The organism is Paenibacillus sp. BAC0078 (assembly GCF_054483875.1).
The window spans coordinates 172,378-191,310 of record NZ_JBTLRW010000004.1 but is presented as its reverse complement, the minus strand read 5'-3'; the positions used below and the strand labels follow the sequence as shown (position 1 = coordinate 191,310).

24 protein-coding genes are annotated in these 18,933 nt (G+C 51.6%); 3 read left to right on the top strand and 21 right to left on the bottom strand.

The genetic code is table 11. The features are described 5' to 3' along the window. Positions 1–70: 70 nt before the first annotated feature. The 14 genes from ACX1DY_RS10225 to ACX1DY_RS10160 all read right to left on the bottom strand — a co-directional run bounded on the left by ACX1DY_RS10225 (position 71) and on the right by ACX1DY_RS10160 (position 9,896). Positions 71–304, bottom strand: a complete 234-nt coding sequence (locus ACX1DY_RS10225; RefSeq protein ID WP_458964090.1) for a DUF2273 domain-containing protein — start codon at positions 302–304, stop codon at positions 71–73. A 15-nt stretch (positions 305–319) separates the two neighbouring features. Beyond that, entirely contained in the window at positions 320–859 is a 540-nt protein-coding gene (gene amaP / locus ACX1DY_RS10220; RefSeq protein WP_458964089.1) for an alkaline shock response membrane anchor protein AmaP, read from the bottom strand. A gap of 72 nt (positions 860–931) precedes the next feature. After that, positions 932–1,348 carry an Asp23/Gls24 family envelope stress response protein gene (locus ACX1DY_RS10215; protein WP_458964088.1) on the bottom strand — a complete coding sequence of 139 codons (417 nt, stop codon included), beginning with the start codon at positions 1,346–1,348 and terminating at the stop codon, positions 932–934. Between the two features lie 117 nt (positions 1,349–1,465). Further along, a complete protein-coding gene (gene accC / locus ACX1DY_RS10210) occupies positions 1,466–2,809 on the bottom strand; it encodes an acetyl-CoA carboxylase biotin carboxylase subunit (RefSeq protein WP_458964087.1) in 1,344 nt (447 codons plus the stop codon). Positions 2,810–2,865: 56 nt separating this feature from the next. Continuing rightward, a complete protein-coding gene (accB, locus tag ACX1DY_RS10205; RefSeq protein WP_458964086.1) occupies positions 2,866–3,375 on the bottom strand; it encodes an acetyl-CoA carboxylase biotin carboxyl carrier protein in 510 nt (169 codons plus the stop codon). Between the two features lie 207 nt (positions 3,376–3,582). Then, positions 3,583–4,458, bottom strand: coding sequence for a SpoIIIAH-like family protein (locus tag ACX1DY_RS10200; protein WP_458964085.1), 876 nt, complete (start codon positions 4,456–4,458; stop codon positions 3,583–3,585). 125 nt (positions 4,459–4,583) lie between these two features. After that, on the bottom strand, positions 4,584–5,228 hold the full coding sequence (gene spoIIIAG / locus ACX1DY_RS10195) for a stage III sporulation protein AG (protein WP_458964084.1): 645 nt from the start codon (positions 5,226–5,228) through the stop codon (positions 4,584–4,586). Positions 5,229–5,264: 36 nt separating this feature from the next. After that, the gene (locus ACX1DY_RS10190) at positions 5,265–6,059 is read right to left on the bottom strand and encodes a stage III sporulation protein AF (protein WP_458964083.1); all 795 of its coding nucleotides are present in this window, start codon (positions 6,057–6,059) and stop codon (positions 5,265–5,267) included. Positions 6,060–6,123: 64 nt separating this feature from the next. Beyond that, positions 6,124–7,371 carry a stage III sporulation protein AE gene (gene spoIIIAE / locus ACX1DY_RS10185; protein ID WP_458964082.1) on the bottom strand — a complete coding sequence of 416 codons (1,248 nt, stop codon included), beginning with the start codon at positions 7,369–7,371 and terminating at the stop codon, positions 6,124–6,126. Positions 7,372–7,420: 49 nt separating this feature from the next. Next, a complete protein-coding gene (gene spoIIIAD, locus ACX1DY_RS10180; RefSeq protein WP_028530650.1) occupies positions 7,421–7,810 on the bottom strand; it encodes a stage III sporulation protein AD in 390 nt (129 codons plus the stop codon). A 9-nt stretch (positions 7,811–7,819) separates the two neighbouring features. Further along, positions 7,820–8,023, bottom strand: a complete 204-nt coding sequence (gene spoIIIAC / locus ACX1DY_RS10175) for a stage III sporulation protein AC (protein ID WP_019909657.1) — start codon at positions 8,021–8,023, stop codon at positions 7,820–7,822. 13 nt (positions 8,024–8,036) lie between these two features. Beyond that, positions 8,037–8,555, bottom strand: a complete 519-nt coding sequence (gene spoIIIAB, locus ACX1DY_RS10170) for a stage III sporulation protein SpoIIIAB (protein ID WP_458964081.1) — start codon at positions 8,553–8,555, stop codon at positions 8,037–8,039. Next, positions 8,548–9,549 (bottom strand): stage III sporulation protein AA, encoded by a 1,002-nt coding sequence (gene spoIIIAA / locus ACX1DY_RS10165; protein WP_458964080.1) that lies wholly within the window; start codon positions 9,547–9,549, stop codon positions 8,548–8,550. Before spoIIIAA ends, spoIIIAB begins: the two co-directional genes overlap by 8 nt. Positions 9,550–9,632: 83 nt before the next feature. Further along, positions 9,633–9,896 (bottom strand): YqhV family protein, encoded by a 264-nt coding sequence (locus tag ACX1DY_RS10160; protein WP_458964079.1) that lies wholly within the window; start codon positions 9,894–9,896, stop codon positions 9,633–9,635. Positions 9,897–10,185: 289 nt separating this feature from the next. On the opposite strand from ACX1DY_RS10160, the gene ACX1DY_RS10155 reads away from it, so the two are divergent. Then, complete coding sequence (locus ACX1DY_RS10155; protein WP_458964078.1) at positions 10,186–11,052, top strand: YitT family protein; 867 nt, start codon at positions 10,186–10,188, stop codon at positions 11,050–11,052. Between the two features lie 75 nt (positions 11,053–11,127). Here ACX1DY_RS10155 and ACX1DY_RS10150 read toward each other — a convergent pair whose 3' ends face one another. The 6 genes from ACX1DY_RS10150 to ACX1DY_RS10125 form a co-directional block, all read right to left on the bottom strand. Next, the gene (locus ACX1DY_RS10150; protein ID WP_458964077.1) at positions 11,128–12,381 is read right to left on the bottom strand and encodes an aspartate kinase; all 1,254 of its coding nucleotides are present in this window, start codon (positions 12,379–12,381) and stop codon (positions 11,128–11,130) included. Positions 12,382–12,619: 238 nt separating this feature from the next. Further along, positions 12,620–13,042, bottom strand: coding sequence for an SMI1/KNR4 family protein (locus tag ACX1DY_RS10145; protein ID WP_458964076.1), 423 nt, complete (start codon positions 13,040–13,042; stop codon positions 12,620–12,622). Between the two features lie 173 nt (positions 13,043–13,215). Continuing rightward, entirely contained in the window at positions 13,216–13,770 is a 555-nt protein-coding gene (locus ACX1DY_RS10140; RefSeq protein ID WP_458964075.1) for an SUKH-4 family immunity protein, read from the bottom strand. A 377-nt stretch (positions 13,771–14,147) separates the two neighbouring features. Next, entirely contained in the window at positions 14,148–14,705 is a 558-nt protein-coding gene (gene efp / locus ACX1DY_RS10135; protein ID WP_458964074.1) for an elongation factor P, read from the bottom strand. A 45-nt stretch (positions 14,706–14,750) separates the two neighbouring features. After that, on the bottom strand, positions 14,751–15,818 hold the full coding sequence (locus tag ACX1DY_RS10130) for a M24 family metallopeptidase (protein WP_458964073.1): 1,068 nt from the start codon (positions 15,816–15,818) through the stop codon (positions 14,751–14,753). Between the two features lie 75 nt (positions 15,819–15,893). After that, the gene (locus tag ACX1DY_RS10125) at positions 15,894–16,385 is read right to left on the bottom strand and encodes a YqhR family membrane protein (RefSeq protein ID WP_458964072.1); all 492 of its coding nucleotides are present in this window, start codon (positions 16,383–16,385) and stop codon (positions 15,894–15,896) included. Positions 16,386–16,592: 207 nt separating this feature from the next. On the opposite strand from ACX1DY_RS10125, the gene ACX1DY_RS10120 reads away from it, so the two are divergent. Together ACX1DY_RS10120 and ACX1DY_RS10115 are read left to right on the top strand one after the other, a co-directional pair. Further along, positions 16,593–17,540 carry a DUF1385 domain-containing protein gene (locus ACX1DY_RS10120; RefSeq protein WP_458964308.1) on the top strand — a complete coding sequence of 316 codons (948 nt, stop codon included), beginning with the start codon at positions 16,593–16,595 and terminating at the stop codon, positions 17,538–17,540. 7 nt (positions 17,541–17,547) lie between these two features. Beyond that, positions 17,548–17,886 (top strand): hypothetical protein, encoded by a 339-nt coding sequence (locus tag ACX1DY_RS10115; protein ID WP_458964071.1) that lies wholly within the window; start codon positions 17,548–17,550, stop codon positions 17,884–17,886. 83 nt (positions 17,887–17,969) lie between these two features. On the opposite strand, the gene ACX1DY_RS10110 is transcribed toward ACX1DY_RS10115, so the two are convergent. Then, positions 17,970–18,917 (bottom strand): patatin-like phospholipase family protein, encoded by a 948-nt coding sequence (locus tag ACX1DY_RS10110; RefSeq protein ID WP_458964070.1) that lies wholly within the window; start codon positions 18,915–18,917, stop codon positions 17,970–17,972. Between the last annotated feature and the right edge of the window lie 16 nt (positions 18,918–18,933).

Sequence of the window (18,933 nt, the reverse complement as noted above, 5' to 3'; positions counted from 1 at the left end):
GCCCTTCTCCGGCAGATCAGGCAACTTAGACGAACGGGTTCCAGGCTCCGGGAGAAAAGGCTATCGCGGTTCACTTGAAGGGACGCCAGCGTCCGGACAACCGCTCAATCAGCTCCTGCCATTGAAACAGAGGAGGCTGCGCGGTATCCTTTCTTTTGCCGAGCGTATATCCGATGAACACTACCAGTGCAAAGAACAGCATATCCCAAAAACCGCTAATCAAATAAATCAATCCGAGAACGACGCCGAAGGTGACTCCGGCAATCCTACCCCCGTGACTTTCCCATAGTGCTTTCCAAAACATAAGGGAAACTCACCTCTATTCCACTCGACTTTTGAAGCTTGGAGACTGTGTGAGGTTAGCAATGTATACCGAGACATCAGCCACTGGAATCCCGGTCGTTTCCTGCACAAAATCATGCACCTGGCGCTGTACCTCTGTAGTCAGCAGCGGCAGAGAGTTCTCTCCGTCCACTACCGCGCGGATCATGATCTCAAGACCGGCCTGGGAGACGCGGATGCGCGACTTCAGATCTCTGATTCCTTTGACTTTGCCGGCTGCCTTCAGGCTCAGATTCTCAATAGTTTCCATGGAGATTTGAATATCCCCGTATTCTGTACGCTGGTCAACCGAAGGCAGGGAAGCACGGTCGCGGCGCAAGGAAATGTAGAAGAACCGGAGGCTGAGCAGGAACAGAATGACTGCAATGGCGATGGCGGTAATGTACGCCGCAGGCCCATCCTTTATCTCAAGGGAGTCAGGAATGGCACCGCTTAAGAGGAGGATGGCAATTACAGATAATATTCCGATGCTTAAGCTGTAGAGGAACAGCAGAAGCCTGTCCAAAATTTTTGCCACGAGTCTCATAACCTCCTTAAATTAGAGTAAACCCTCGACGGTGCTGTCGGGGGTTTATGGAAGACGCTGGTCTTATTTCACGCGGAGAACCGCTTCCGTTTCTTCGTTCTTGTCAGAAGCGCTGCTGGTCTTGAACTGCACGTCATGGATATGCACATTCACTTCAACAACGGTCAGACCGGTCATGGTCTCGATGGAGCGTTTCACGTTGCGCTGAATTTCTCCAGCTACTTCCGGCAGACGGTTGCCGTACTCAATGATAACGGACACATCCACGGCAGCCTCACGCTGTCCAACCTCAACCTTTACGCCCTTGGACATGTTCTTGCGGCCGAGAAGCTCTACGATGCCTCCGGCAAAACCGCCGCTCATGCCTGCCACGCCTTTAACCTCTACGGTTGCCAAACCTGCGATAACCTCGATTACCTCAGGAGCAATCTGGATCTCGCCAATTTCCGTACGTTCAAATTCTGTCGGCAATGTACTCATTATGGACTTCACACCTTTCGAAGAAAAAGTTGTTCAATATTTCAAGCGCAAAGCACGTCTCTTATTAAACATACTATATCATTTGACGAACTTTATGACAAACAATGCGAAGCCGTCCTAAATTTCATATTCCTCCAGGAATTTAATATCAAAATTACCTGACAAGAATACCGGATGCTCCAGTAATTTCTGGTGGAATGAGATCGTGGTATGTATGCCATCCACAGCAAATTCCGAGAGCGCACGCTTCATCTTGGCGACAGCTTCCTGGCGGGTCGGGGCCCAGACAATCAGCTTGGCGATCATTGAGTCATAAAAAGGAGAGATCGTATATCCAGGATATGCGGCGCTGTCCACCCGTACACCCAAGCCTCCTGGCGGCAAGTAAAAATTGATCTTGCCTGGTGACGGCATGAAATTCTTCTCCGGATCTTCCGCATTGATGCGGCATTCAATGGACCAGCCATTGATAACGATATCTTCCTGAGTAAATGACAAAGGATGGCCTTCCGCCACGGAAATCATTTCTTTGATTAAGTCAACGCCCGTGACCATCTCGGTCACCGGATGCTCCACTTGAATCCGGGTGTTCATTTCCATGAAATAGAACTGCCCGTCCGGTCCAAGCAGGAACTCCAGCGTGCCCGCGCCCGAGTAATTTACGGCCTGTGCGGCGCGCACAGCCGCCTGGCCCATGGCTTCGCGGATTTCCGGAGTCAGAACGGAGCAGGGAGCTTCTTCAATGAGCTTCTGGCGGCGGCGCTGAACGGAGCAGTCGCGCTCTCCCAGATGAACGACATTGCCATGTTTATCGGCAATAATCTGAATCTCCACATGCTTCATGCCTGTGAGGAATTTCTCCAGGTACACCCCGGCATTGCCGAAGGCCTTCTGGGCTTCCTGCTGGGCAGCGGTAATCTGCTTCACCAGCGATTCCTCATCCTCGGCAATGCGGATACCCTTGCCTCCGCCGCCTGCGGTTGCCTTTACGATGATTGGATAGCCGATATCCCGGCCCAGCATTACGGCCTCCTCAACATCGCCTACAAGCCCGTCAGAGCCCGGAATAATAGGGACTCCGGCCAGCTTCATGGTTTCCTTGGCGACCGCCTTGTCCCCCATACGGGTAATAGCATCTGGCGAAGGACCGATAAAGGTAATGTTGCAGGATTCACAAATCTCTGCGAAATCCGCATTTTCGGCCAAAAATCCGTAACCCGGATGAACGGCATCGCATTCCGTCAGCGTGGCCACGCTCATAATATTGGTAAAGTTCAGATAGCTGTCCTTGGACGGCATCGGACCGATACAGTACGCTTCATCAGCCAGCCGGACATGCAGCGAATCCCGGTCAGGCTCCGAATAGACAGCGACGGTGGAAATGCCCATTTCACGGCAGGCCCGGATAATGCGGACCGCGATTTCTCCGCGATTGGCAATCAACACTTTTTGAATGTTCATTCGTTTCCTCCCAAAGTTTAACGAAGCTTGCAAGCTCCTCTTGATTCTGTCGGCAGTTATTCCGGTCTCACCAGGAACAGCGGCTGGCCGTATTCCACAAGCTGGCCGTTCTCCGCAAGTACAGACACGATTTCGCCTCTTACTTCTGCTTCCAGCTCATTCATCAGCTTCATAGCTTCAATAATGCAGACCGTTGATTTCTCGCTGACCCGGTCGCCTACGTTCACGAAGTTCGAAGCTTCCGGGGAAGCCGCACTGTAGAAGGTCCCCACCATTGGAGAGACGATTTTATGTAATGCGCCTTCAGCGGAAGAAGCCGGGGCTTGCTGTACTGCCGGAATCTCGGTGACAACCGGAGGTGCTGCATGCAACGGACTTTGCGGCTGCGGGGCTGGCGTAAAGGGCTGGGCATAAGGAATCGCCTGAATTGCCGTTCCATCAGCTTCAGGGCGATCCGGTTTGCGGATAGCCAGCTTCATTCCTTCGCTTTCGATCTCCAGTTCGTGTACGGAGGAGGTCTGGTCCAGTAATTTAATCAATTCCTTAATCTCGCTTAACTTGAACATTTAATAGTTCACTCCTTCAGCTTTCTCTCGAAGCTTGCGATTTCACTTGAATCGCTTTCAGATATCCGCTTCTTACAACACTTATTCTTCTTACATTCCCAGATAACTTTATGTATTATATCACAAACGCTAGAAATGGAAAGAGCCCGGGATAACCCGAGCCCTTTCGGCAAATTCTTCTATTTTCTCCAGCGGTACATCGCATTATTACTTCTCGGATACATATTGGACCCGGATCTTGTCCTGGGTAATGCTGAGCTCCTTCATTACAAGATCAACGATTCCGACCGCCTGCTTCACATCAAGCTTATTGCTTTGGACCACAACGGTATACGTGTTGCCCGATTCCTCCTTGACAATCGCTTCACCGTATTTTTGCTGCAGCTTCTCTTCGATTCCAGTAATTTTGGATTCTTTTTCCTCCAGCTTGCTGAGCTGTTCCTTGGCAACCGCATTTTCAGCCGGGGTCTTATCCATGTCGTTAATCACGGCAAGCAGATCATTGTAGTCCTTCTGATTCTTTTGCTCGCGTTCATAGAGATAGTTGTTGAACATGCTGCTGGCCGAAACGCTTTGGGAGGCTACTTCGTCCAAAATTGCAGCATCGTCCTTTGCCTGGGTCTTCTCAGTATTGGCTGCGGCGGTATCTTTAGCTTCTTTTGAGCTATCTTCGGCGGTTTTTTTATCATCTTTGGATGTGTTAGCGGCATCCGCCGTTTTGCTTGCATCCTCTGTAACGGTATTAGCAGCGGTTTTTCCGGCATCTGCAGTGGAGCTGTCTTTATCGGCCGCAGCAGCCTTGTCATCAGCGGAAGCCGTCTGCTTGCTGTCATCTGTACCGGCTTCGGTACTGCCTGCATCGGCGCTGACGCCTTGTGTAGTCACTTCGTTAACAACCAATCCGCTGTCAAGAGCGGTGGACTGCGCCCCATCCCCACCCTTCAACGTGTCAACTTGAACGCTCCCCGCTGTTTCTTTTGGAATGGAGGCTCCTGTGTCTTCCGTGAATAAGTAGTAGGCGGAGAGCACCACCATCAAGCTGAGCATGGAAACCAACCAAATTGTTTGTCTTTTGCCCTTCATTTTTATTCCTCCTAAAGTTTTGTTAGCGTACGCTTCGTGAATCCGCTTCGCAAAATCAGCTTCGGAAGCATATGCTTGTGTTTCGAACTGCACCTGCTTATCTGCTGCCTGTTTATGCGGGCTTGCTACTCCTGCTTGCGCGGAACTACGGAAATGCGGTAGCCCGGCACGTTCAGGCCTTTTTCGATTGCCTGTTCTATGAGTCCACGGACGACTTTGTTCTCCGCCCCCTTGGCGACAACCAGCACGCCGCGCACCTGGGGTTTGATCCGTTTGGTAACGATCGGGGTTTCGTTGCCTGACTGGCTGTAAGTGACGATTTCACCATCCCTTGTATACTGGGTGGTATGCCGCTTGCCGCCGCTGGCATCGGTCTCTTCGCTCTGCTGCTGCGAGTCGTTCATGTTCCGCTGCACAACGACTTCCTCTGTGGAATCCACTGTGACCATGATGTCCACTGTGCCGACACCAACGATTTTCTCCAGGATTTCCTTTGTGCGGTCCTCCATTGCCTGTTCTATGCTGTCAAAAGAATCTGAGGCTGTGCCGCCGCCCTGCTGCAGGGCCGACTGCGAGCTTTCAACCGGCGGCGGCTCACGCCCCGTATTCTCGCTGTCCAGCTTCTTCACATTCACGAAGGAGTTGAACAGCATGATCGCTACACCGAGCAGCCCGAGAATGATCAGCCAACGGAATGTATTACTCCGCTTCGAACTGCCGGAAGCGCCGCCTCCTGCCCATTGCTCCAATTTTTTCAGCCATTTGCCCATCTCTTATCCCTCCTGCAGTAACGCTGTAGGTAATTCTTATAATTTCGCTGCACCGGTTCGGCTGCTCTTCACCTCAATCACTCCCCGGTCCAGATTCCAATTCTGCTCCAGCAGCTTGATGATCGACTCGGTTTGGCCTGTGTCCGTACCGGCCCCCGCAGTGCCGCTGCCGTTATCCGGCGAACCCGCAGAAGCTGTCCGGGATGCATCATCCGCTTCCTTGTCAGCGCCAACGTTAACCTGCACCGGTGCCACTGGCGCAATTACAATCGGCTCTGAAGCCGCTGATCCGGTAGCAGTGCCCGAAGCTCCCATGTTGCCGCTGCCTGCTCCGGCAGCCGGAACCGCTGCCGGCAGGGCAACTGTCACCGAGGCAATCACGGGAACCATTTCTCCGCTGAGGCCGCTTTGGGATTTTCCCATGCCCAGTGTCACCGTAACCTTGGCTCCCTGCACGCCGGTGCTGGAAGCGATCTGATCCCGCATCTGTCCTGCCACCTCTTCGGCAGCAAGCTTCAGGCTTTGCTCTTGCGCACCCGCTGCCAGCAGCCTGCCGTCCGCCAGAATTTTCTCCAGGGAGCCCGCACCTTTTCCCGCTCCTGACAGCAATCCGCCATCCTTCTCCTGCTGCTTCATTGCCAGACTCAGCTCGCCTGTGGCGTCCCCCTTCAGCATGGACACGATTGGGCTCAGTATGGTCAGCAGCACCAGCAGGCTGAGCACCAGCCTGGCGTAACGCTCCATGGATTTGCTCGGCAGCAGCATTTCCACGAAAGCGGCCATCAGCACCACCAGAATAAGCTCCCGCAGCCATCCGCCCAACCAGGTCATCGTATACCTCCTTCAAGTGTTTTGAGCAGTACACCCTCGACTCAGCTTCGAAAAATCTTCCCCCTCACCTCATCATGACGGTGACATTGCCCGCGGTCAGCATAATCGTGACGGCCAGAAAGAACATCAGCGATACGGCGGCCAGCGCCGCAAAGACGTAGATCATGCTTTTGCCGATGGTCTGCAGGCAGGACACAATCGGTGTCTCTCCCAAAGGCTGCATCACGGCGGCTGCCACGTTGTAGATCAAGGCGAGCACCAGTATTTTAATGGCCGGAAAAGCACACAGGAACAAAATGATAATGACGCCCGATAGCCCGATGGCATTCTTCACCAGGAGCGACGCCGAAATGACGGTGTCGGTAGCGTCCGCGAACATTTTGCCGATGACCGGCACGAAATTTCCTGAAATATATTTGGCGGCGCGGATGGTCACTCCGTCCGTCACCGAGCTGGTAATCCCCCTGACAGAGATCACGCCGAGGAATACGGTCAGCAGCACCCCCAGCAGTCCGGCTCCGATATTACGCAGCAGATTGGCAAGCTGGGTCAGCTTGTATTTGTCCGACATCGCGCTCACCAGATGCAGCACCGCCGAGAAGAACAGCAGCGGAAAAACTATGGTATGAATGAGCGAACCCACGGTGTGGATCATGAAGACAATCAGCGGATGGGTGACGGATACCGTGACGATATTCCCCATGGAAGCCAGCAAGGCGAACAGCAGCGGAATCATCGCCATCATGAAGTCGATCATCCGGTCGATGGCATCCTTGGCATAGCCGATAGCGATATTGAAGCTGTTGACAGCAATGACCAGCACCACCATGTAGCAGAGCATGTAGGCGATTTTACTGACGGATTTGCGTTCAAAAGCGGTCTGCAGCGTCTCCAGAATCATACTGAGCACACTGATCATTACAATCGTGACCAGCAGCTTGCCGTTGTACAGCACCTCATGCCACATGAAGGATGTGAGCCCGGACAGGATGCTTTTGAAGCTCAGGCCGCCTTCGCCCGGCAGCAGCATATCCATGAGCGAAGGCGTTTTGCCTTCCGGAAAAAATCCCCCGTAGTCCTTCATCAGTTGATCCCAGTACGACTCCACCTCACCTGTGGGCAGGTTCTGTACCTGGCCTTTTACCCACTGGTCAACCGGGGAGGAGCCTCCCTGAGTTGAAGGCTGCGGAGACGGAGACGGGGCTGCTCCGGAAGCAAGCGCAGTTCCCGAACACCAAAGCAGCAGCAGGCAAGGCAGAAGCAGCAGGATCGTTTTTAGTTTTGGAGGCCGAAAAACCAAGCGCGCCTGCATACCTTTTCCTCCCGCCTCCGAATTTGGTTAGCTTCTTATGTCTCACGGGTCAAGCGGGCAGAAGCTTCATCACCGTTTCGATAATAATGCTGATGATCGGCACGGCCAGCACCATGATCAGCACTTTGCCTGCCAGCTCTATCTTGGAGGCAATCGACTCCTGCCCGGCATCGCGCACAATCTGCGCCCCGAACTCTGCGATATAGGAAATCCCGATGATTTTGAACACAGTTTTGATATAGATCATTTCCATCCCGGAAGACTCCGCCACCCGCTCCAGCGTCCCCAGAACCGTTCCGATTTTGCCGATCAGGAAGAGGAAGATCAGAATGCCGGCGGCAGTGGTCAGCAGGAAGGCGAACATCGGCTTTTGTTCCTTCAGTACAAGGATCAGGACGGTCGACAAGAGCCCAATTCCCACCACTTGAATAATCTCCATAGCCTTGGCCTATTGAAAAAGAAAAATGGATTTGATTTCATGCAGCAGGCCGTCCAGCATGCGGATGACCATAAAGAGCACGATGATAAAGCCGACAATCGTTACCCAGTGGGCGATTTCCTCTTTTCCCATCTGCTTAAGCACCGTGTGGATCATGGCAATGATGATGCCGATGCCGGCAATCTGAAAGATCGCGTTGACTTCAATATTCATTCCTGGCACCTCGCTAAAAGATCAATATGACGATCAATGCTCCAAGCAGCAGACCCAGGCTTTTGCTCATTTTTTCATATTTGCCCTGATCTTCTCTGGCCACTGTCTCCTCCTGCTTCAACTGCTGCAAAGCCAGCTTAATATGAGTGCTCTGATTCGACCTGTCGCTGGTGCCCAGCGTGCAGCTAAGCTGCCGGAGAATTTCCTTCTCCGTTCCTTTCAGGGAGGCCGCCTTCCAATGGGCATCCATCGCCTTGCGAATCGCTTCTTCGGCGCTGCGGTCCAGCGGCGGACTCATCTCAGCGGCGGCTGTGAGGAAAAAGGCCTGCAGCGGCTCCTTCGACTGCTGCCCGATCCGGCGGAGCGCCTCCGGCAGCGGGGTGAAGCCGTACTGGATTTCAGTCTCCAGCCGCTGCAGGGCAGCGATCAAGCCTCTAATGTGCCTGGGCCGGTCAGCGTATTGTGCAGCCCTTTTGAACCCTGCCAGCGTGGCGGCCAGTACAATTAACACGGCTCCGAACAGCTTAAGCATGGCTGTCACCACCCAGCCGTTCCTCGGGCGAGACCAGCAGCAGCCCGCGCTTCTGCCCGTCCAGGATGCGGAAGATCAGCCCCTTCTCCGTACGGTGGAGAATGACATAACGCTCGAACATTTGGTGCTCCAGCAGTCCCCCCAGGGCGGGCCGCCGGGCCAGCTCGGACACTTCCTTGCCGTGGGCCGAAGCGACAACCGAGATGCCGGCATGCAGCGCTTCGGTAACCGCTTCGGCGTCTTCAGGACGGCCGATCTCATCGGCGATGAGCACATCGGGAGAGAGCGAGCGGATCATCATCATCATGCCTTCGGCTTTGGGACAGCCGTCGAGGATGTCCGTCCGCGGGCCGACATCAAACGCGGGAATCCCGCGGCGGCTGCCCGCGATTTCCGAGCGCTCATCTACGATGCCGACCTTCAGTCCAGGCCGGACGCCCTCGCGCCCGCTTCCTCCTGCCGAGATCTGCCGGGCGAGATCGCGCAGCAGCGTGGTTTTGCCGTGCTGCGGCGGCGAGAGGATCAGCGTATGCAGCATCCGCTGCCGCCCCCTGTCGAACAGGTAGGGCAGCACACCGTCGGCAATGCCGGGCATCTCGCGGGCAATCCGGACATTGAAGCCGGTGATGTCCCGCAGATGCTCCACGCCTCCGCCGCTCAGCACGGTTCGGCCGGATAGGCCGATCCGGTGTCCGCCGGGGATCGTGATGAACCCTTTGCGCAGCTCTTCTTCCATCGTATAGAGCGAATGATTGCTGATCAGGTCAAGGAGCCGGTGTGTATCCTCCCGGTCCGGCTTGTACGCTTCTTCGGGTCTTAGAGTCAGGCTTTTGTCCGTGCCGAGAAAATGATATTTTCCGCCGGAATAATTAATCTCCAGCGGGCGCCCTTCGCGGACGCGGATTTCCTCCACCTTGTCCAGCAGGGAAGCCGGGAGGATGCTCAGCAGCGCTCTTACTTTTTCGGGAAACAACAGCAGCCAGTCATTTGCCATACAGAGTACCCCCAAGTTGTCCTCTACTTAATTAGCTTTAATCCATACTTATGCTTGTACGTGATCTTTATGACTATCATCTATCATTTTTTTAGAATTCCGATTAAGAGAAAAGCTACCCCGCAGCCAATCCAGCCCAGCTTGCCCCAAGACAGCTCCTGCGCCATCCCCGTTAGCCCTACCGCTGTAGTCAGAATCAGAATAGTAGGTCCTACCAGAGCCAGCCCGGAATTGACCGCCAGCGCCTTATCCACCTGGTTCAGCTTCAGCATGAGCAGCGCCGCCATTATTTCCACACTGCCCGAGAGCAGACGCAGTGCCGCCATCCAGCTCACATACTTGTCCAATCCGCTTCACTCCTTTTTCACAAATCTATCGGCTGTAATCCATGAATATGCTGGACGGGACCACTTTAGACAAGAAGAAATGGGCGATTATACCAAGTTGTGAAAGAAATCATAGTGATTCCCTCTATAAAAAAATATCATCGGTATGATAAAATAAATTTTGCACTTATTATGAAAGTGGATCTGGAAAATATAAGGGCCGTCTGTTGGACAAACTAAGAGCTCCTGATATTTTCAAGCAGCATCCAAAACGTAGATAAAGACATCGGAAGAAGAGGGGATTTTTGTCATGCAGGTTCGTAATTTCATAGTGCCGCTCGTTTCAGGGACGGTAGCCAAGCAGGTTAAGGAAGTCGCCATCATTATTATCTCGGCTTTTCTGCTTGCGAGCGGGCTTCGCCTGTTCCTCATTCCGCATCAGCTTCTCAGCGGCGGGGTGGCGGGAACGGCATCGGTCATTGGTTATTTAACAAATCCAAAGTACATTTCGCTGTATTATTTCGGCATCAACCTGCCGATCCTGATTTGGGGCTTTGTGGCCGTAGGGAAAAAATACATCTGCTATAGTCTGCTGTCCGTCGTGTCCACCACCTGGTTTCTGAACATCATTCCTTTGGTCAAGCTGACCAAGGACCCGATTCTGGCAAGCATCTTCGGGGGCGTTATCATCGCCGGGGGCGTCGGCTTCTCGCTTCGCGCGGGGGGGTCCTCCGGGGGATTTGACATTCTGGGCTCCATCATTACCCGCAAGCGGGATATTCCGATGGGTACGGTGCTGTTCGTGCTGGATGGCCTTGTCATCCTGAGCCTGGGCTTCTTCAAAAGCTGGGACTCCGCCCTGTACGCCATGCTCTGTATCTTCGTCAAAAGCCGTGTGGTCGATATGATCCATATCCGCCACATCAAGCTGACCTGCTTCATCGTCACGAAGGAGCGGGAGAAGATGCTGAGCCGTCTGAACTGTCTGCCCCACGGGGTCACCGTTGTCAACGCCGAGGGCGGATACAGCCATGAAGGCAACACCATGCTTATGACGGTAACCACCCGCTACGAGCTGGCCGAGCTCAGAAAAACGATCCTGGAAACTGATCCGAAATCGTTCGTCAACGTACTGGAAACGGTAGAGATTCTGGGGCGGTTCAAGCGGCTGGGCTAGAAATCACTTTCCAAAAGAAAAAGTCCCATTCTCCACACATGCGTGGAGAATGGGACTTTACTGTTTTTATTGTGCCTAGCGGCGGTCCTTAGGACCTCCGACAAAAGCCTGCTCTTCCGTATCCAGATTGTAGGCGGTGTGAAGCGACTGGATGATCTGCTGCAGGTTTCCGGAATCAATCACGCAGGATACCTTGATTTCTGAGGTGCTGACCATCTTGATGCTTACGCCCTCTTTGGAAATCACCTCGAACATTTGCGCGGCTACGCCGGGATGGCTTACCATGCCCGCTCCGACAATGGATACCTTGACCAGGTTATCCTCAGAGGTCACTTCACGGTAAGGCAGCACGCGGTGCAGCCCCTCGATAACCTCCTTGGCATGAGCCAGCTCGCTCAGCGCCACCGTGAAGGAGAAGTCCGCCTTATCGTTCTGTACGCCGCTCTGCACGATAATATCGACGTCCACACCTTCTTGGGCCAGCTTGCCGAATACCTGAGCGAGCACACCCGGCTCATCAGGCACTCCCAGAATACTGATCCGTGCCACATTTTTGTCATAAGCGATTCCGCTAACTACTACACCCTGCTCCATGCTTGCTTCCTCCTTCACAACAGTACCTTCATTATGATTAAAGCTTGATCTGACGACCAGCTTCACTTGATATCGTTTGGCATATTCTACGGCACGCGGATGAAGCACAGCCGCGCCGAGATTGGCCAGCTCCAGCATCTCATCATAAGAGATTTCCTTCAGCTTGCGCGCGGTCTTCACAATACGCGGATCTGTGGAATAAATGCCATCCACGTCGGTATAGATTTCGCAGACATCCGCATTGATCGCTGCAGCCAGCGCTACCGCTGTAGTATCCGAACCGCCACGGCCCAGAGTCGTAATCTCGCCATCCACAGTCATCCCTTGAAAACCGGCAACAATGACAATCTGCTCCCGCTCCAGCGAATCCAGAACGCGTTGGGGGAGGATTTCATTAATCCGTGCCCGGCCATGCGTCTCATCCGTCCGGAAACCGGCCTGCCAGCCCGTATAGGACACAGCGTTACGCCCAATCCCGTGCAGGGCAATGGAGAGAAGTGCGACGGAGATTTGCTCTCCTGTAGTCATCAGCATATCCATTTCACGCGCGGGCGGCTGCTCGTTCAGCTCCTTGGCCTGATCAATCAAGTCATCCGTGGTATCTCCCATAGCGGATACAACCACAACGCAGCGGTGCCCCTCATCCTGCTTATCTGCGATGCGTTTAGCGACACGTTTCATTCGTTCAATGTCGCCGACGGAGCTGCCTCCGAATTTCATGACATAAAGTGACAAAGTCTCATTCACTCCCTATTTCGGTCTATGTAGTTGCTCTAATTTAGTTTCGTGCTTTAAATCAGTATAATACGAAAAACCTCTCATGCGTTAATGGTTTCACAAAAAAATCCGCCGATTTTCCAAACAGCCCGTCTTCCGGCAGCCAAAAAAGAATACTTCACCGCAGGAAATCGCTGCAGTGCCCGGTTTTGTGGTATCGCTGGAGCTTTGTTGTGTCTGTCGCATTTAGTTGCGCTTAAATTAAATATCCCCCTTCTTCTAACAAATCAATGTTTATTGCCCCATTATTTATCCAATTTATGAAATCCTTACTGACTAGGGAAGCAAATTCTGGATTCATAACTCCTGCATCTACTTGCAATATTTCAGTGGAGTCCTCATTTGCTGACATCAAGTAGAACTTGCCTCCGCCGTTACTCCCTACAGCTAAATAACCTTTAGCGTACTCTGAGACCTCGTATGTTTGATTTCTTTCAACAATAATATCAGTACCAAATATTAAGACGCCTTCTTCTGTTTCAAAGCCGTTAGCCAATTTTAAAAGTTCCCTAAATACGTTAGGGAAATTCAAACTCATTTCCATCTCCACCTTGTTGATTTCATCCTCCTCAACTGCAGGATAAAAATTGAAGCCGGACAAAGATTGCAGATTTAACATTTAAAGCCTCCAAGTCCATCAAAGATTCTTTATGTTTCCCCGATCACCCTTTTGTCACCTTAGGGTCAACGCGAGCTAAAACGATAATAACAAAAAACAAGTCAATCATGGCGGTTTCTGACCATAATCGACCTGTTCAATGTAACGGAAAAGCGTTATGATAGTCCGAAATCTTAGAATTGAAAATTATTTAGCTCCTCTCCCCATAAACTCCCTTGAGTAAGGGAATCAGGATCTATCTCCTCAAGTCTGTTAGTGATCCATTGCAGCAAATCTCTAGTTGCTTTTCTTTCAATAAATGCTCTTCTACCATTTTCAGCTTTAATTTTTTTAATAAAATCCACATAGACTAACAAGGATTCCGCAAACTGTGCTATTGAAGAATTGATAATTACTTCTTCATTATCCTTGTCATAGTCAATATATATGACCTCATCATTCTCCTCATTAATACATATGGGATGACCGCTACCAGTGAATCCAACATATATATATTTCGAATAGAGAGGTTCAGCGTCGTTATATTTCTCAGTTAATCTTACCCCACCTCCTTTAGCCGAGGATTCAAAAGTTAGAAAAGGGGGAGCCGATTCCGGTAAACCCGCCTTAATCAAGAAATGCTTTGATTCTTGAGATAAGGAAAATGTGTCTATGAATAAATGATCATATTTAACTAGACCATAAGTTTCCTTATCCCAATTGTCTAAAAACTCTTGTGGTGTAATCATCCATACCTCCACTATTTTTTATTTTTTTGGTGATTGATCACCTTTTAAGTTTCTTGTGCCCAGCATTAATAGTATAATCTTGGAATTCTTCTTTGAGTTTTTCAATAGTTTTTTTGCACAGCAGCTCTTTATTCTGATGCATCTGCATCAAAACATGATACCGGGTGATACATTGAAGTTCTGTAAGCCTCTCATCCCAAGTGTAGTGTAGTATCTCCTCGGTAACACCTTTCAGCTAAATGCCAGATAATTCTGTTACATCACAATTACTCATAGTATGCTTTGACATAATTTCAAACGCTTTTTCCGTGACACAACAAAAAACCCCCACCGCAAAATGCGGGGAGGCCGGTATAAATTTAAAAACTAAACACTCCCTACGCGCGGGAGATGTATTTACCTTCGCGGGTGTCGATCAGCAGAACGTCGCCCTCGTTGATGAATAGCGGAACCTGAACCGTCAACCCTGTCTCAACGGTAGCCGCTTTGGTTGCGCCTTGAGCCGTGTTGCCTTTTACGCCTGGCTCAGTTTCCGTAACCTTCAGCTCAACGCTGGTAGGCAGGTTAATCCCGAGGATTTCACCTTGATAGCTGACGATGTTCACCGTCATGTTTTCTTTCAGGAAGTTAAGCTCCCACTCCAATTGCTTAGCGGACAATTCGAACTGGTCATAGGTTTCGTTGTCCATGAATACATGATCCGAACCGCTTGCATACAGGTACTGTACACCGCGGTTTTCGATGATTGCACGGCCAATTGTTTCACCGGCACGGAAAGTACGCTCAACGGTGTTGCCGTTGCGCAGGTTCTTAAGCTTGGAGCGCACGAATGCAGCGCCTTTACCCGGCTTAACGTGCTGGAAATCGAGGACGGTAAAAATATCCCCCTCTACTTCTACTGTCAAGCCTGTTTTGAAATCGTTAACTGAAATCACTAAAAATCCCTCCTGGAATCAATAATTTACCTGATTAAAGCAGCCTTACAGTACCAAATAATCCTTCGAAGAATGAGTCAGCAGCATAATACCGCTTTCGGTAATCACAATATCATCTTCGATCCGCACACCGCCAAGACCTGACAAGTAAATGCCTGGCTCTACAGTCACGACCATGCCCGGCTCCATAATTTCATCCGCCAGCTTGGACAAACGCGGGTTTTCATGAACCTCCATACCCAATCCATGCCCTGTGCTGTGGCCGAAATATTCACCATAGCCGTAACGGGTGATGATATCACGGGCCAATGCATCACATTCCCGTCCGGTCATGCCCGGCTTGATATTCGCCAGCGTATGTAGCTGCGCTTCAAGCACAACATCGTAAATTTCCTTCAGCTTAGGGTCCGGAGTGCCCAGAGCAATCGTACGCGTTACGTCCGAGCAGTAACCGTCCAGCAGTGCGCCGAAATCGAAGGTTACGAATTCATTGTTCTGAATGACCTTGCTGCTTGCCACACCATGCGGCATCGCCGACCGTTCGCCGGAAGCGACAATCGTATCGAACGATGATGAGGTTGCGCCGTGGGTGCGCATGTAGAATTCCATTTCCAGATCTACATCACGTTCAGTCATACCAGGCTTGATCACTTTCACGATGTGGTTGAAGGTGGCATCCGCCAGATCGGCAGCACGCTGCATTACCGCCAGTTCATCTTCATCCTTGAACATCCGCAGATTCTCCACAGCCTTGGAGACCGGAACCAGCACCGCCGGTTGCAGGGCAGCCGCATAAGCCGTATAGGCGCTGAAGGTCACATCATCCTGCTCGAAGCCAATGCGGACATTTGCGCCATTCAGCAGCTCGCGAACAGTATCAATGAACTTCGGACCATGCTGAATAACCTTCATGCCTGTTACCTGTTCCGCCGCCTGCGTCATATACCTGAAGTCAGTCAGCAAATAGCTGTCATCGCCGGTGATAAAAACATAGCCGGAAGAACCGGTAAAACCGCTCAAATAGCGGCGGTTAAAGCCGCTGGTTATTAACATCGCATCCAATCCCTGTTCCTGCAAAACCTTGCGCAGCTTGGAGACACGTTTGTTGCCCATTTTCATTCTCCTCTCGAAATAGCCACATTGTATTTTAACATAGGGCCATGCCCTTGAGAAGTTTTTTCGGACCGCTCAGGCAAGGTTTGTCTGCTGCTCGCGTTTTCGTTCATCCGTGTACTCATTTGCCGCCGTATATCCGATGAACAATCCCCAGAGTAAAAAGAGGCAAAACTCACTGGTTACCGAATTCCACGGAAGCCTGAAGGGGCGCTGCTGCAGGAATAACCAAGAGCCTGCAAGAAACACCGCCGACCACCATAAGACTCCGTAGACCATGCCGGGCCAAGGCCCTTTCAGCTTGCGGAAAATCAGCACATAGAGCAGTGACGCAATCACCGAGAAGGCGATGAAAAATAAATATCCCAGGAGCTGTCCGGCCGCAGTCACCAGAAATTCATGCTTGAAAAAAGGCTCGGCCAAAAAGCCCGGTATAACTTTGGTAAAATGCAGCACATACATCAGCCAGCGTATCCCTCCCCAGATCAGTCCGGCGAAAAAGCCCAGCTCCATAGCGAAGAACCAAGGGTTTGTATGCTCCGATTTTTGCTTACTGGAATTGCTCATTTTGCTGCCTCGCTTTCAATAAATAGACTGTCAAGCCGCCTCCCTGCTCCCCTGTTCCTAGTATGTACAGCAAAAGGCAATCCAACTAGCAATGTCGTCATAAATTAGTTACAATGTAGTATATAAATCACATTAATACACGGGAAGGTGAATTGGTTGTCCCAGGAAACTCCCAGTTACGGCGGCCAAGCCGTCATTGAAGGCGTTATGTTCGGCGGCAAGCATATCAATGTAACAGCCGTAAGAAGGAAGAATCAGGAAATCACATTTTTGGAGGTGCCGAGAAGCGATAAGACCTGGGTCGTCAAACTGCGCAAGATTCCGCTTCTTCGCGGCCTTGTCAGTATTATAGATTCCAGCGCCAAAGGCTCCAAGCACCTGAATTATTCGGCGGAATCGTATGCCGAAGATGAGACGGGACCGGAAGAATCGGCTGAGAAGCAGGAGAAAGCCAAGAAGAAGGAAGAGGGCTGGAGCCTGGGGATGATTTTGGGCGTAGCAGTCATGGGTATTTTATCCTTCCTCGTCGGTAAGCTGATCTTTACTCTTGTCCCTGTCTTTGTTGAAGATTTTCTGTTCAAGAATGCATTCAATAACTACATTCTGCACAACCTCGTAGAGGGCGGCATCAAGCTGGTTCTATTGCTCGTCTATTTGTGGGCAATCTCGCAGACCCCGGTGATCAAGCGGCTGTTCCAGTATCATGGAGCCGAGCACAAGGTCATCAGCGCCTTTGAAGCCGGCGAAGAGCTTACTGTAGCGAACGTACAGAAGTATAGCCGTCTGCATTACCGCTGCGGAAGCAGCTTTATGATGCTGACGATTATCCTCGGTGTCATTATTTATTCGGTGTTCCCTTGGGATAGCCTGGTGGAACGCGTAGTGCAGCGGATTGTTCTGCTGCCGGTCGTGATCGGCATCTCGTTTGAGGTTCTGAAAGGAACCAATGCCGTAAGAGATATTCCCGGGCTCAAATACCTGGGCTATCCGGGGCTGTGGCTGCAGCTGCTCACAACCAAGGAACCGAAAGACGAAATGGTGGAGGTCTCCATCGCCTCGTTCAACCGGATGCGGGAGCTGGATGCCGCAATTGAAGCAGGAACATATACTGAAGCAAATGTATCAGGCGGAATATTGGACCCTGCGAAAGGATGAGTGATCTATGATCAAGCATGCTTTGATTTTTTGGATAACCGTATCGCTGGCTGTACTGGGTTTGGTTACGAACTTTATGATGATCGGCTTCCGCGCGCTGACTCCGTTAATTATTCCGCTGCTGCTCCTTGGGATTGTGTTCTACGCATATAGGGCAAACCCCTTGGGCACTGCACGGGGAGCCGGCAGATCGCGGGTGAAAGTGAAGCCTTCCCAAAAAACCATGTCCAAAGTCGCCGCCCTGCGTAAGCCTGAGGCCTCACCCGGCAAACGCAAAACCTATCCGTTCCAGGTAATCGAAGGCAGCAAGGGCAAAAATGACGAACACCTGCCGAAATATCATTAGCGGCGCTTGCCATCCGGCAAACGTTGCAAAGTAAAAGGCATCTCCGCTTGACGCGGGGATGCCTTTTTTAACCGTGAACGGACTTAGACAATCTTGGGCTTCCGGAGCGGCCGCCAATTTTCAAAGAATTCCTTCCCTGCCTTATATCCCGCCGCGTACAGCTCATCACTCTGCTCCGGTGAAATGTGAAACTCAGTCATCGAGATGCCAAGGGTAGGAATCTTGACGGTACGCACGAACTTCTCCTTCTCAATGTAACGCTCGTCATGGGCGTTCAGCATCGTGCTCACCATCGCCTGCAGCATACTGAACGGTCCGGTAATCCGGTTCGGCTGCGGCTCCATTTTGCCGATTAGCTGATAGCCCACCGTAGGGGTGCTGAGCCCCGGACTTTTGAAGCCCCCTTCCTGCTCATCGAAGAGCCACAGCGGGAAATTGCTGAGCATGCCTCCGTCCACCATATAGACAAATTGCTCGGAAAATGACTTTCCCTTGGCAGCCCGGCCGTTCATCCGCAGCATCACCGGATCAAAAAAATACGGAATACTGCAGCTCATCCGCACCGCCTTGGCAACTTCAAACGCTCCCGGGGAGATGCCGTACTGCTCCAGTCCATCCGGCAGCACAACAATCCGCCCGTTCGTAATGTCGGAAGCGATAATCGACAGCTTGCCTTGCGGCAGATCGCTGAATGTGACAATCCCCTTTTCCCGCAAAACCCCGCGTATCCACGACTCCAGCGCCTCTCCCGAGTAAAGCCCTTTTTTGATCAATACACGCAGGGCTGGTCCGATATAGGCAGTATTATAAATGGCGCCCCGTTTCAGAAAAGAGGTAAAAGAAGTCGTCTTAATGATCCGGCTCATCGCCTCACCGCTATACCCCGCTGCCAGCAGCGAAGCGATAATGGAACCTGAGGAGGTTCCGGCAACTCTTTTAAACGTCACCCCCGCCTGCTCCGTGGCGTCCACCGCTCCAGCAAGCGATATTCCCTTCACGCCTCCGCCTTCAAATACGGCATTGATCTCCATAGACAGCCATCCCCCG